Annotated in this window: 11 protein-coding genes and 1 tRNA gene; all 12 read right to left on the reverse strand. The window is 52.1% G+C overall.

The annotated features are described in order from the left end of the window. Positions 1-6: 6 nt before the first annotated feature. Positions 7-79 (reverse strand) — tRNA-His (locus ACH6EH_RS14470). 95 nt (positions 80-174) lie between these two features. Continuing rightward, positions 175-1,782, reverse strand: coding sequence for an S-layer homology domain-containing protein (locus ACH6EH_RS14475; RefSeq protein WP_397332847.1), 1,608 nt, complete (start codon positions 1,780-1,782; stop codon positions 175-177). Positions 1,783-1,894: 112 nt separating this feature from the next. Then, complete coding sequence (locus tag ACH6EH_RS14480; protein ID WP_397332848.1) at positions 1,895-2,614, reverse strand: PIG-L family deacetylase; 720 nt, start codon at positions 2,612-2,614, stop codon at positions 1,895-1,897. 29 nt (positions 2,615-2,643) lie between these two features. After that, entirely contained in the window at positions 2,644-3,675 is a 1,032-nt protein-coding gene (locus ACH6EH_RS14485) for an LCP family glycopolymer transferase (protein WP_397332849.1), read from the reverse strand. Next, complete coding sequence (locus tag ACH6EH_RS14490) at positions 3,672-5,048, reverse strand: sugar phosphate nucleotidyltransferase (RefSeq protein WP_397332850.1); 1,377 nt, start codon at positions 5,046-5,048, stop codon at positions 3,672-3,674. The genes ACH6EH_RS14485 and ACH6EH_RS14490 overlap by 4 nt, the downstream gene beginning before the upstream one ends. A gap of 31 nt (positions 5,049-5,079) precedes the next feature. Next, positions 5,080-5,991: a UTP--glucose-1-phosphate uridylyltransferase GalU gene (galU, locus tag ACH6EH_RS14495; RefSeq protein WP_138225982.1), complete on the reverse strand. Its 912-nt coding sequence runs from the start codon at positions 5,989-5,991 to the stop codon at positions 5,080-5,082. A gap of 20 nt (positions 5,992-6,011) precedes the next feature. Next, a complete protein-coding gene (locus tag ACH6EH_RS14500) occupies positions 6,012-7,469 on the reverse strand; it encodes an MOP flippase family protein (protein ID WP_397332851.1) in 1,458 nt (485 codons plus the stop codon). Between the two features lie 24 nt (positions 7,470-7,493). Next, positions 7,494-8,618 carry a glycosyltransferase gene (locus ACH6EH_RS14505; protein WP_397332898.1) on the reverse strand — a complete coding sequence of 375 codons (1,125 nt, stop codon included), beginning with the start codon at positions 8,616-8,618 and terminating at the stop codon, positions 7,494-7,496. 26 nt (positions 8,619-8,644) lie between these two features. Then, positions 8,645-9,775 carry a glycosyltransferase family 4 protein gene (locus tag ACH6EH_RS14510; RefSeq protein WP_397332852.1) on the reverse strand — a complete coding sequence of 377 codons (1,131 nt, stop codon included), beginning with the start codon at positions 9,773-9,775 and terminating at the stop codon, positions 8,645-8,647. A 3-nt stretch (positions 9,776-9,778) separates the two neighbouring features. Next, positions 9,779-11,086, reverse strand: coding sequence for an O-antigen polymerase (locus ACH6EH_RS14515; RefSeq protein ID WP_397332853.1), 1,308 nt, complete (start codon positions 11,084-11,086; stop codon positions 9,779-9,781). Between the two features lie 31 nt (positions 11,087-11,117). Then, a complete protein-coding gene (locus ACH6EH_RS14520) occupies positions 11,118-12,461 on the reverse strand; it encodes a UDP-glucose dehydrogenase family protein (RefSeq protein WP_208203504.1) in 1,344 nt (447 codons plus the stop codon). A gap of 18 nt (positions 12,462-12,479) precedes the next feature. Next, the gene (locus ACH6EH_RS14525; RefSeq protein ID WP_397332854.1) at positions 12,480-13,646 is read right to left on the reverse strand and encodes a glycosyltransferase family 4 protein; all 1,167 of its coding nucleotides are present in this window, start codon (positions 13,644-13,646) and stop codon (positions 12,480-12,482) included. Between the last annotated feature and the right edge of the window lie 16 nt (positions 13,647-13,662).

The following is a 13,662-nucleotide window of genomic DNA, read 5'->3' on the forward strand; positions in this document are numbered from 1 at the left end:
TTAAAGGGCGATCGATGGGACTTGAACCCACGAATGCCGGAGCCACAGACCGGTGCGTTAACCCCTTCGCCACGACCGCCATATCAGATGTAATGAACCTGAGACATTAATGTATCATGATTACTATCTGCTTGGCAAGTTGTAATATTTTCCTGCTAATAAACGGTTGTTACATTAGAACTTGAAATCATAGCTCTGATATTTCCGCGCATTTCGGACGGCGCTCCATAGCTCTTCATTTTCAGCACCGGAGTACCAATAAGCGACTCCCGCGAGTCCTCGATCTGCTGCAAGAAGATGCTTGAGCGTAAGAGATCTCTCTTCTTCCGTCCATATGCTGTAGGCGGTGCCCTTCTGGGTGTAGTCTGCGATATACTGCCCGGCAAGGGCGTCCCAGCGCAGACGCGCAGAAGGGAGAGCCGACAGCTGCTGCTGCTCGGTTAACGTAATATCCCGTGATAAGGCCGGGGCACTTCTATTCCAGGCCCTTGTATATAGCGGCAGTGCAAGAATAATCTTAGAAGCTGGCATTTGCGTTAATAACTGATCTACCGCAGAGGTAACCCAGGGAAGAGAGGCAACGGATCCCGCCTTCGCGGAACCGCTCCAGTGCTCTTCATAAGCCATAAGGACGGTATAATCGGCGGCATAGCCAATAGCCTCCATATCAAAAGCTGCTGTCCAGTCCGTGCCGAGATCGGGAGAGACATCCACCGACAAGACGGCTCCTATTGGATGCAGCGCAGCCGATAGCTCCGACACAAACAGGGTCATCAGCTCCCGATCCTGCGGAGATACATTCTCAAAATCCAGATTAATGCCGGCGAGCTGGTACCGCGACACATATCCGGCAACAGATTGAATGACATTTTTACGCTGAGCAGCATCTTGAAGCATCCGGTGGGTGGACTCTTTGTTAAACCGATTCCCCAGCATTCCCCACACGGCCACACGGCTCTTACGGCTCCACTGCAGAATCTGATCATTCGTATGATTGGAAACCGATCCGTCCTCATTGAGAAAGTACCATCTCGGGGATACCGTATTCAGCCCTGCCCGCTGTGCGTAGGCAATATATTGTGCTGCCGTACCATTATAAAGCCAGCCCATGGAGATGCCTGAAGCTGCAGTTTGACCATATGAATCCAGTGCTCTCTTCACGCTCCCGGATTGAAGGATATTACTTAGCAGCATGACAGCCTCTTGCCGCGTGATTGCAGCCCCTGGCCGGAAATCGCCTTGACTGCCCTGCATCCAGCCCAAGGATGTAACGGTGTTCACCTCTTCCCGGGCCCAGCCGGAAATGTCGTCCATATCCTTATAGCGCCGAGCCAGGTTGCTTTGCCTGGCTGTCAGGTCCGAGGCCTGCTTCATCGCTCTTGCCGCAAGTGCGGCTGCCTCTTCCCGTGTAATCCAGCTGGTAGGATCAAATCTCCGCTCTTCCTTGCCCTTCACCATGGACAGGTTAACAGCAGCATGAATCCATCCGTATGACCAGGACTGAGGGGTGACATCATCAAAGGCACGGATGCTGCTGTAGACCGGCTCCAATGCTAACAGCCGGACCAGCATGGCCGTAAATTCAGCCCTTGTAACGGGCTTTTTCGGAAAAAAATGGCCGTGGCCGTCCCCCGACACTATTCCCCTTGCAGCCAGGCTGTGTATATCAGCTTGGGCATAGCTCCCTTCCAGATCTGTAAATTTTACAGATGCAGCAGCTTCGTGGACCACACTCGTAAATAGAAGCATCCCTGCCAGCAGAAGCATCACGATCTTTTTCAATAGAAACGCCTCTCTTCTATGTTCATCACGCTGATCCTACTACCATATCAAAGAAATGAAAGAGGACGCACTGTGTAGTTATTGGTAATTGCAAATAGCCCCGAGCTTGTGCTCAGGGCTTGTGATAGTAGGAGACCGTTTTTTTCATAACGGTGTCAATACACTTCTTGACCGAATGATAGCCAATGGCAAAGCGTCCCTCAGTAGGCTCCCATATCGTATATTCCTTCAGGGAAGCTACAACCAGGTGACTGCTCTTCACCGTCGTTTCTTTCAAAATGTGACGCCTGCCCTTTTCCTTTAAAGCTTTTCTTAGATTGTAAGGCTCCACATAGAACCTCAGATCCTGAATCACACCCTGCTCATACAGGCCTTGAGCCGCCAAGCCCATATTGGCGTGATCCCGGTGATTTCCACCGGCATACGTGAAGGTCTTTACTCTGGCCTGCGGATAACGATCCAGAAACTCCATGATGACCTGCTTGCAGCCTTCCACGGTGGTAGTCCCGTCCTGCATCAGATAGGAGGAATAGTGAATCCACTCCGGCGGAAGACCTAGCGCTTTACAGGAGCGCTCAAATTCGACATTTCGGCAGACGGAAAAGGCAGCTTCATCGAGTATCGCATAGCCTTCGCTATGGGGCTCAAGCTTTTTCCTGAGCAGCGAGCTCTTCTCTTCCCCGTTCAGCTGCCTTCGAACGCCGGAGGACGCTCCATCTGTATATAAAATGACGTGACATTCATCATGCTGATCCAGATGATTGCGGATGCCCGCACCAAACGTCAGGGCTTCATCATCCTGATGGGGGACAAAAAATAAATTTACGGCCATATGCTTCTCCTTCCTCTCATGCCAAGACTTCAGCTTGAAGATTGCAGCTGCTGCAAAATTGAAGTCGTTATTCGCTGTCGTTCTCCCGGACTCACTATATAATAGTAGATATTGTTTATGATGGCTCCGTCCCCCTGGATTTCGTCCCTCTCAATGGTGTCGAGATCAGGCCTGTATTCAGTAAACAACCACTTTATATCCTCCAGGGTTACATTCGTTTTGGTGCTGACCTTCACTTCTTCCAAAATGTCTGTCACTTTAGTCACGCTCGACAGCCGCTTGGCCTGATCCATAATGGCGGCGAGAACCTGTTGCTGTCTGGCATTCCGACCGAGATCACCGCGGGGATCACCGTAACGCATTCTTGAGAATAACAGCGCCTCCTCACCGTTTAAGGACAGTGTGCCTGCCGGATAATCCACACCATCTATGGAGAAGGCAAAGGGATTGTCCACCACAATGCCGCCCAGAAGATCAATGATTTGTGCAAAGCCCTCCATATTCACTTTTACATAGTAATCCATAGGAACATCCAGAAACTGCTCAATGCTTCGGATTGACATAGAGACACCGCCAAAGGCGTAGGCATGATTGATTTTGTCCACGGTGCCACGGCCCACGATCTCGGTACGAGTGTCCCTCGGAATATGAATCATCTTCACGGAGTGCTTATCTGGATTCACGGCCAGCACCACGATCACATCTGATCGTCCCACATCATTCTCCCGCTCATCCACGCCGAGAATGGCCAGCGTAAAGGGGTCTCTCTTGCTGAGCTCTGGCGGGCCCTGCCGGATAGATCCGGCGGCTTCAGCAGCAGGCTGCACCTCTGAAGCAGTCCTGTTGTTCTGCGCAGCAGGCATGGAAGGCTGGGATGGCGGCGGTGTCGTCACCGATTCCATTTCAGAGGGACTGGAGATTACCGGCGTTTCCAAATCCAGCGGCTCATAGATCGCACTCATGGTTCCCTTTACAGCTTGATATAAATAGAGGCTGTATACACAGCCTCCTATCAATATAATTGCGCTGATCATCAGAATCAGCTTCTTCCAGCGCTTCATGAGGGAATCTTCCTGGCAGAGCAGTGCGCTTCAACTTCCTCCCAGGTGCTATACATCTCGATAATATCATCCTCCTGCAGCACGGAGCCCTTCTGGACCTCGATAAATTCCACATCACTATCCGCCTTGATTCCATAATAGACGTGAGAAGGGATCGTAAAGACATCGCCGCTCTTGATGTCAAACACCTCATCATTGAAGACCAGCACACCTTCACCGCTAACAATGTTCAGTGTGGTGCTCCGCTGGCAGTGCTTCTGATAGCTCAGGCACTTCCCTTCCCAGAGACAAATGCGCCGGGTGAGGACCTCCTCCTCCTGCTCATATTTCGTATAATCCAGCACCCGGTACCAGCCCCAGCTTCGCTCTTCATACATCGGCTGCTGATCCGGCGCTACCATATCCTTGACGCGCGGGCTTGCGCTTTTGTCAGACACCAGAATGCCGTCCGGGCTTACCGCAACCACAGCATTGGAGAGGCCAATAACAGTCACCGGAATATCCAGCTCATTGATTAGATGCGTGTTGTCGCAGTCCTCACTGATTCTTCCTTCTCCGATCTGCTGGACGCCCATATTTTCCGTCAGCGTGTTCCAGGTGCCAAGATCCTTCCAGCAGCCTTCATAAGGCAGCACAGCAATATGCTTCTCTTTCTCCACCACCTCATAATCAAAGCTGATCTTCGGCAGCTGGCTGTATTTCTTATTCAGCTCCTCATATTGAACCGGAATCTTGGATTGAAACAGCTTGTCAATCATATAGCCGAGCTTGAAAGCAAACACGCCGCAATTCCAGAGCGCCTGCTCCGCAATCAGCTCCTCCGCTCTCTCCTCCGTCGGCTTCTCTGTAAAGCCTGCTGCGCGCATGACACCATTGGCCGTGGAGGTCTTCTCAGGAATAATATAGCCGTATTTCGAGGATGGATAGGTCGGAGTCACGCCCATGAGGGCAATCCCGGCATCAGTATTCTCCAGCACCTGTTCCAGCTCTTTGATTTTCTCGAAAAAATGGTCCTCCACATAAGGGTCCACCGGCAATATGCATACCGTTTCGTCCAGCGATACCCCTTTCAAGGAATACAGATAAGAGGCTGCCAGGGCAATCGCCGGAAACGTATCTCGGCGTTCCGGCTCAGCGATAATGGGCACCGGGCCAAGCTGATTCTGCAAAATTTCCACCTGCTTGCTGCTGGTAGCAATCAGCGTCGATTGATCCAGGCCGGCCGCCTTGATTTGTCCCCAGACTCGCTGGACCATGGACTCCATTTCCAGGTCTTCATTCTCCAGCACCTTCAGGAATTGCTTGGATCTGGCATCGTTTGACAGTGGCCACAGCCGTTTACCGGAGCCTCCGGACAGCAATACTAATTTCATTTCCATCCCTCCATCGTGTAAGAATGATCCATCATACGATCTTCAGACTGCTCTGCGCCTCTACCTTGGACTGCTCTGATTCAACAATGGTTTCCAGCAAGTAATTCTTGAGCGGCAGTCCGATCCCGTCCCGCTTCAGCGCGAAGTCAATATTGGCCTTCAAATATCCGAGCTTGCTGCCGACATCATACAGCTTGCCTTCGTAACAGAAGCTATACATCTCCTGCTGCTGCGCCAGCGCCTTCAATGCGTCTGTCAGCTGAATTTCGCCGCCTACACCGGCCTCCTGATGCTCCAGGAGATCCATAATTTCCGGATGAAGAATATATCTGCCGATCATGGCCAGGTTGGAGGGAGGGTTAACCTTCGGTTTTTCGACCAGGTTTGTGATCCGCTGCATTTTACCATTCACAGCTTCCCCTTCAATGACGCCATAGCTGCTCACATCCTTCCAGGGCACACTCTCTACCGCGACGATGCTGGACTCGTGCTGGTCATAGACATCGATCATCTGCTTCAGGCAAGGCACCTCATGGTCGATAATCATATCCCCTAGCAGTACAGCAAATGGCTCGTGGTTAATAAATTTACGCGCACACCAGATGGCATGTCCCAGACCGAGCGGCTCTTTCTGACGAACACAATGGATCTCTACCAGATTGGAGACGCTGCGGACAATTTCCAGAAGCTCATCCTTGTTCTTCTCCTCCAGATCAGCCTCCAGCTCGATATTTTTGTCAAAATGATCCTCAATCGCCCGCTTACTCCGTCCTGTCACGATAATAATATCCTCAATCCCTGATGAGATGGCTTCCTCGACGATATACTGAATCGTTGGCTTGTCCACGATCGGCAGCATTTCCTTGGGCATTGCTTTGGTGGCCGGTAAAAAACGGGTTCCTAGTCCTGCAGCGGGAATGATTGCTTTCGTTACCTTTGTCATTGAAAAGCCCTCCTCTGGGGTTATGGAATACTCTTGCGAAGAATGATTTGCCGCGCACTGGCGATCAGGCCGGGATTGAATAGGAGAATGGAGGCACCGTAGAAGAGCACTCCACAAGCCACCTGGATGATGAAATGAACCTCACTTGCAAAAAGCCAATCGGCAAGCCGGTTGAGCAGCAGTACCCCGACCACCATAACGGCTCCAAAGCTTAATCCGGGCAGCATGCTTTTGACATAGTCGGCTCCGCACGGTCCCAGCATTCGCTTGACAGCGAACCGGTACTGCACCACGACCAGGGCGGTTTGAACGAGTAAATAAGCGACAGCCACGCCAATTACACCGCCCAGATACGCCCCGATGAACAGGCCCGGTGCCTGAATGACCATGCTGATCAGGGTGAACTGGAAATAGACATCGGTGCGGCCCTTAGACTGAAGGAGCGGCTGCACCGGCAGCGTCAATGTCCGTACCAGGAGTGTTGCCGACAGAATCTGTATGATCAGGACACTTGGAATCCATTGCTCTCCGAACACGAAAGGAACGAGAGCAGGAGCGGTGACCAGAATCCCCATATAGATCGGCGCATTCAAGTAGCTGACATAGCTCATGACCTTCACATATCCGTTTCGAAGCAGCTCCTGCTGCATCTGCATCTTGGCAAAGATCGGCAGGCTGACGGTGTTAATCAGCGGCGACAGCTTCTGAATGGGCATATTGCATAGTTGAAACGCAAAGCTGTAATATCCCAGGGTCTGGGCTCCGAACATCCGTCCGATGATCATATAATCCAGATTGTAGATCAGGGACTGCAGCAGATTGGAGAACATTTGATAGACACCAAACCGGAGATAGCCCTTCAAATCTTTTCTCGCAAAATGCAGTCTTGGCGTCCATCGGCGCCAGCCCAGAAACAGAAGTCCAACCGATTTAATCAATGCATTGCCTAAATAGGAGCCGACCAGCGCATATACGCCAAATCCGAAATAGGCACCGGCCAGGGCAATGATAAACCCGCCTACGTAAGCCGCGATCTGAATTTTTGAAATGTTGTCAAACTCCAGCTCCTTGCGGCACAGCACCTCAAACTGCTGGCCAAAGGCCGGAATGAGGCAGAGCAGCGACATCCACCTTATCGGATTGATGAGCGCGGGTTCCTCGTAGAAGGCAGCCACATATGGGGCAGATAACCAGATGAGCAAGGAAATAAGAGCACTCATGCCCAGATTCAAAAGATACAGGCTGGACAGATGATTCCGGGTGACATCCTGCCGGTGAATAATCGCATTGGAGATGCCCATGTCCGTTAAATTTACGGCGGCAGCGACAATCACCATAATCATTCCCATGAGTCCATAATCCTTCGGCGAGAGCAAATGGGACACCATGATCAGCTGCAGCAGCTGCACGATAATCGACACCACCGTACCGAGGCTGGACCATTTCATGGCATGAATCCCTTTAGCCTTTAAAGACATGCAAGTCACTACTCCTCGTTACTGTTATAGGTTGTCGATAAAAGCAAGCAGCTGCGCTGCTTTGGAATGCCAGGCCTGAGAAGCCGCACGTCGCTGAACCTCTTCCCTGGAGCTTCTCTCACTTAACGCCCTCTCAAGCTGGGCAGCCATATCATCCAAGTCATGATAGAAATACAGATGCTGTTCATCTCTGCGCGACAGCTCTGGCGTCTTCGTCACGACTGCCGGGAGACCTGCTGCCATATACTCGTACAGCTTCATCGGACTTCGGCCGGCATTCGCCGGATGGTGACTAAGCGGCAGCAGCGCCACATCTGAGTGCTGCAGGAAGGCCGGGATTCGCGAGTAAGGCTTGGCCCCGAGGAGATGCACATTAGTCAATCCCTGAAATGCACGGGCCGCTGCTTCCGGACAGGGGCCGACAATGACGAAGCTGATGTGCGGCTTGTTCTGTGCCAGTCTTGCAAGACCTTCCACATCCAATCGTTCATCAATCGCTCCCACATAAATCGCGCGTGGACCCGCAATAGACTTCAGCTCCTCCGGTTCGTCCGCCGGGGTGGCGAAATGCTCATACTCCACGCCATTCTCCAGAATCATGGAAGGAAGCTGGGGATTATAGGCAATCAGCTCGTGATGGACTGGCGCGGAAGTGGATACCAGCGCAGATACGCGGCCTAACAGCTCCGCCTCTGCTTGGGCCACAACGGGATCGCCAGTCATTTTGCTGTAAATATCTGTTGGCCGGTATACCGTTCTTTTCGGCTGCAGCAGCTGGTCCAGCCCGACGAATCGCGGCTGATCCATAAGCAGCAGATCAATATTTTCCATCCCGTGCTGCTTCATCAAGCCGCGCAGGGAGGGAAGCATCCAGTTCCGTTTTGTTTTTTTGTAAAAAGGACCTGCGATCTCCCAGGGAAGCAAGGACATCGGCACCGCATTCACAGGCCCTTCCTCCAAGCTCCGGGCACGTCCTCTCCACAGCCGGAAGCGGTTCTGTATATCACGATTGTTCCATTTCAGGGCATGGAAGGGACTGAGCGGTGTGCTGACATGCATGACGCGATGTCCTAATTTGTTCATTTCCCGGGCGAGATGATGGGAGCCAACCACGAAATCTCCGCCCATATAAGTATGACTGGCGAACATGATATTCACGTGACACTCCTCCTTTCTTATCCGGTTTCACTTCGGCTGGCATTGTTGATAGGGATTTCATGGGTCCGAGGATCGGCCGTGATGGCCGCGAACGTTTCTTTGGCGCAGCGTTCCCAAGAGAACTTGCTGGACTGCTCGAACCCTCTGGCTCTCATCTGATCCTGCAAATCGGGATCCTTCAGCACCCTTTGAATCTTGCTCGCTATATCCTTCCAGTCATAAGGATCACAGTATATCGCAGCCTCTCCGCACACTTCCGGAATCGAGGCCGTGTGTGATGCGATGACCGGACAGCCGCAGGTCATGGCTTCCAGTGGCGGAAAGCCAAAGCCTTCGTAGAAGGAAGGAAATACGAAGCAGGCGGCATGCTCATAAAGAGCCCTGAGCTCCTCCTCTTCGACATAGCCGAGGTATTTCACGCTGTCCGGCAGCTCTCCTTGCTCCTGAAACAGCTTCGGGTTACTCCCGCCGGCGATGACGAAATCCACATCCTCCACATTTAAATGCTGAATGGCTTTGACAATAGACCCGAAATTTTTGTTTGGGCTCATGCTGCTGACAGCTAGCACAAAGGGCTTGTCCAGCCCATGCTTCTTCAGTACCTCGTGATCAGCAGCGGCTCGCAGCACATGCTCCCGGCCGTGCGGAATGACGCTCATCTTGCTCGAAGGGATCCCGCAATAGCGAATCAGCTGATCCTTGGAAAATGTGGAGCAGGTTAAGATCTGCTGGGACAGAAGCCCTAAAGCCGGAAACATGATCTTGTACCAAAGACGGAACAAGCGGGAATACGTGTCCGGTACGGCATACACAGCAGCGTCATGCAAGGTGACCGCCTGCTTTCTTTTGAACAAAGGTGCGGTGTTGCACGGATTAAGCAGCAGATGACGGAAGGCATGCACGGGCAGCTCCAGCTGCTCCCACAGATGCCCTTTGAGCGCCCCCACCTGCTTGATCCGAATGGCGGACAGGTTCAATGCTGGCAGCTCCACTTTAGGAGTCAAAACAATAAACTCATAATTCTCAAAGCCTTCTGCCTTACGAGAGGACAGATCATCCATGGCTTGAATGAGCTCCAGTCCGTAACGCTGAACTCCCGTCACGGGGTGAGTTAGAAAACGGCCGTTGATGTAGATGGTTTGAGTCACAGGCTATGCTCTCCTTCCGGCTGGCTGCCAGCTGACCAGCTTTTTGGCATTATAGTGAAGCATGAATGTAAACGTCAGAAGGACAATCCAGCATGGGAAAAACCGGCCGCTGCTGAAATACAAATATCGTGGAATTTCCAGGATTCCGACCATCCAGATCGGATACAGGACCATGCCCAGGGTCCCTCCATGTTTAAATCCTGCATACAGCATGCCGCTGACATAGCCGATCAGACCCCAGAACAGCAGCGCCTCGCCCAGACTGTAATCCTGATAAGGAAGCATCAAGCCGGACGGATTGTTAAATTCGGGGTTGCCCCAGCTCTCCAGCGTGGTATTGATTCCCGCCTCAGGATTAATGCCGAATGCAGAGAAGTAGGCATCTCCGCTTATTCCGGGAAATTTCCAGATCCACTCCAGCGTAAAATACGGAAAGGGAACGGATTGGAATCCAAGCTGCTCCAGATACAGTGTCCCTGTGTTCAGCGCCGTTACGTAATAGCCGAAGAAGCGAGTGACAATGAACTCCCAGAAGGAGGGATACACATTCACATAGAAGCTGAGCCAGGATCTGAAATACTCGCTAATTCCAAAAAATCCGATCAGTGCAGCCAGACCGATCAAGGGATAGTAATGCACCAGCCGCAGCTTTTTGCCTTGTTTCTGCTTTACCGCCAGCATAATGATAATCGCCGGAAGCAGAACCTCCATGAGCGCGAGACGCTCGGAGAAGAAGATGGCCCGGACCAGCGTCAGCAGCACGACAATGGCCAGCATCCCGTTAAAATTTCTCTTGCCGTTCGAGACCTGGTAATACACGGCCAGGATGACAAACGGAATTCCGAAATTCGTAAAAGAGGTCACGCCGGTGATGCTCTTGAAGTTCTCGGTAATATCATAAATTGCGCCCGGCTCGCCCTTCACTACATTGAGAAAAAGGGACAGCGTGAAGCCGTTCTGCAGCATAATCAGGAACCAGGCTGCGTATCCGAACAGGGTCAAGGCGAATAGCAGCTTGATCCAGGCCTTTATGTATCCTTCCTGATGCTTGAGCATGCTCGAGAACACTTGCTCCCGCGCAGGCCTTCTTGCTCCAGCAGTCAGGGAAGCAATTACGCTTCCCGCGATAAAGCAGACTGCCGGCAGAATCAGGAACTCTAGGTTGCCATCATGGATATATTTGTCTACCCGATAAAAGGTAATATAGCTGTCCCCTGGAATCAGGTAGGCTCCTGCCACGACGATGCTTATCAGCAGCAGGAACAAGTACGTCGGGTTCATCCACCAGATGGATAAGCTTCTTGCTTTCATGACATCGCTCCCTTGGTGCACAGCGGCTAGATTAGCTGAGCATCATGCTCTCTTCCTTGTAAGGATATAATCCTCCGATGTCTGGCCGGCCGATCGAATAGTATTGAAAGTCTGTCTGGCTGACCTGCTCGCGGGAATAGACATTCCGGCCGTCAATCAGGATGGGCTGCTTCATGAGCTGCTGCAGCTCCTTCAGATCCTGATCCTGGAACTCCGCCCAATCGGTCAGGAGACACAGGGCATCACATTCGGCAGCAGCCGCCTTCGCATCAGGGCTCCATTTTACTAGATCCTCATGACGGAAGCTTTTGCGGAAATTGTCTGCCGCGATGGGATCATAGGCTTTCACGATGGCGCCTTCCTGCAGCAGCTCCTCCATAATCTCCATGGCTGGCGTCTCTCGCACATCGTCCGTATTCGGCTTAAAAGCCAGCCCCCAGATTCCGATCTGCTTGTCCTTCAAATCGCCAAGGCAATGCTTGAGCTTCGCAATGACATTGAAGCGCTGGTCCTTATTGACCTCAACGACTGATTTCAACAGCTTGAACTCATAGTCTACGTTTCCGGCAATTTGAATCAATGCATCTGTGTCCTTAGGGAAGCAAGAGCCGCCATAGCCGATGCCGGCTTGCAGGAAGGAAGAGCCAATCCGCCGGTCCTGCCCCATGCCCGCCGCGACCTCGGTCACATCGGCCCCCACCTTTTCACAGATGTTCGCAATTTCATTAATGAATGAGATTTTCGTGGCCAAAAAAGCATTGGACGCATACTTGATCATCTCTGCACTGCGGATATCCGTGATCATAATATTGCTGCTCAAGGGCCGGTGCAGCTCTGCCATCTTCGCGGCGACGCGCTCGTCCTCCGTCCCGATAATGACCCGATCAGGATGAAGAGTGTCCTGCACGGCCGTCCCTTCCCGCAGAAATTCCGGTGTAGATACGACATCGAAGGGGTGCTGGGACAGCTGCTGCATGATGGATGAGATCAAATCATTCGTGCCGACAGGAACGGTGCTCTTGGTGACAATGATTTTGTAGCCATTCATCTCCAGTGCAATGTCCTGAGCCGCCTGCTTGATATAGGTCAGGTCAGCCTCACCGCTTGCAAGGGGCGGGGTTCCTACGCAGATAAATATGATGTCTGCCTCCTGCACCGCCTCTGACAGCCGGCTTGTAAATTTCAGTCGGCCCCGGGATTGATTCTTCTGGATTAACTCCTTCAGTCCCGGCTCATAGATCGGGACATGCCCCCGGTTCAGCTGCTTTATTTTGTCCTGATTACTGTCCACACAGGTCACCTGATTGCCAATCTCGGAGAAGCACACGCCGGATACCAGCCCTACATAACCCGTTCCAATAAACGTCAAGTTCATCTGATCTTCTCCTTTTCTTTATAGTACTTGAGGTATTTCAAGGTCTGTGCTCCGCAAGCGGGACGCACTCTTTACAGCCAGCTTGGCGTCAATGAAATCCTTCAAATTCCGCTTGAAGGCATCCGGAGTGAAGGACATTGCGTTTCTCCGGCATTGCTCCGGTGAGATTCTGCGGCCTTCTGCTTCAAACCGCTGTACGCCTGCAATGATAGAGCCAACACTTTGCTCCTCGAAGAACACGCCGGTTGGATTCGGCGAATCCAGCCCCTGGATCGTTTCCAGAGAGCCGCCTTTTCCATAAGCAATGACTGGGGTTCCGCAAGCCTGGGCCTCCACGACCGTAATACCGAAATCCTCTTCGGCAGCGAACACAAACGCCTTCGCCCGCTGCATCCGCTCAATGAGCACCGCATCCTCCTGGTAGCCCAAGATCTGAACGTTACTGCCAGCCCGCTGCCGAACCTTTTCCATCTCCGGTCCGTCTCCGATCACGACCAGCTGTTTATCCGGCATCTTCGAGAATGCTTCCACGATGAGATCCATCTTCTTATATGGAACCATTCGCGAGGCGGTCAGATAGAAATCGTCCTTCTCTTCCTGATAAGCGAAGGCCGAGACGTTAGCCGGCGGATAGATCACCTGGGATTCACGGCGATAGACCTTCCAGATCCGGCTGGAGATGAATCCGGAGTTCGCGATGAAATAATCCACTCCATTGGAGGTGCGGTAATCCCACATTCTTATTTTGCTAAGCATCCATTTGGCAGCCATTCCCTTCAGGCCCTTTTGAAGTCCGGATTCCTTCAGGTATTGGTGCTGCAGGTCCCAGGCATAGCGGATTGGTGAATGCACGTAAGAGATATGAAGCTGATTCGGCCCGGTTATGACCCCCTTCGACACCGCGTGAGAGCTCGATAGAATCAGGTCGTACGGAGATAAGTCAAACTGCTCAACAGCCATGGGCATAAGCGGAAGATATTGCCGATATTTCTTTTTGGCAAGCGGCAGCTTTTGAATAAAAGAGGTATGCACTTCCTTGCCCCGCAGAAACTGCCGCTCTGAGCCGCTCAGGAAATCAACGGTACTGAAGAGATCTGCTTCCGGGAAAAGCTCCAGCATCTGCTCCAGCACCTTTTCCGAGCCTGCATAAGTGGTCAGCCAATCATGTACAATTGCAACCTTCATGCTGTGTCTCCTTTCC

The sequence above is a fragment of the Paenibacillus sp. JSM ZJ436 genome (genome assembly GCF_044383795.1).
Taxonomy (GTDB): Bacteria; Bacillota; Bacilli; order Paenibacillales; family Paenibacillaceae; genus Paenibacillus_AQ; species Paenibacillus_AQ algicola.